We start from the raw sequence: 584 nt of genomic DNA, 5'->3' as shown, positions 1-584 counted from the left end.
CCGCGCAGTGTCCGGACGTGCAGGTGGTGTTCGCCCGCGGCACCGGTGAAGCCCCCGGAGTCGGGCCCACCGGCCAGGCCTTCGTCGACGCGCTGCACTCGCGCGTGGGCGCCAAGTCGTTCGACGTCTACCCGGTCAACTACCCCGCCAGCGACCAGTGGGACACCGGCATCGACGGCGTCAGAGACGCTGGCGCCCACGTCGTTTCGATGGCCCACGACTGCCCCAACACCAAAATGGTGCTCGGCGGCTACTCCCAGGGCGCAGCCGTCATGGGCTTCGTCACCTCCCCCTCGGTACCCGACGGCATCGACCCCAACACCGTCCCCAAGCCCCTCGACCCCACGGTCGCCAGCCACGTGTCCTCGGTCGTGCTCTTCGGCATGCCCAACGTGCGCGCCATGAACTTCCTCGGCGAACCCCCCGTCGTCATCGGCCCCACCTTCGCCGACAAGACCATCAAGGTCTGCGCCACCGAAGACCCGGTCTGCTCCGACGGCATGAACTTCTCCGCCCACAACACCTACGCCGACGACGGCGCCATGATCGACAAGGGCGTCGCCTTCGCCTCCAGCCACCTCGAC

Annotated in this window: 1 protein-coding gene; it reads left to right on the top strand. The window is 68.7% G+C overall.

Annotation, left to right across the window (positions count from 1 at the left end):
* The coding region (locus tag A9X03_RS11795) for a cutinase family protein (RefSeq protein WP_082974477.1) at positions 1-584 on the top strand (584 nt) is incomplete at both ends.

Source organism: Mycobacterium sp. E1715, from assembly GCF_001667625.1.
Classification (GTDB): Bacteria; Actinomycetota; Actinomycetes; order Mycobacteriales; family Mycobacteriaceae; genus Mycobacterium.
Note: the sequence above shows the minus strand (reverse complement) of the source record. Positions and strands in the feature narration are given on the sequence as shown.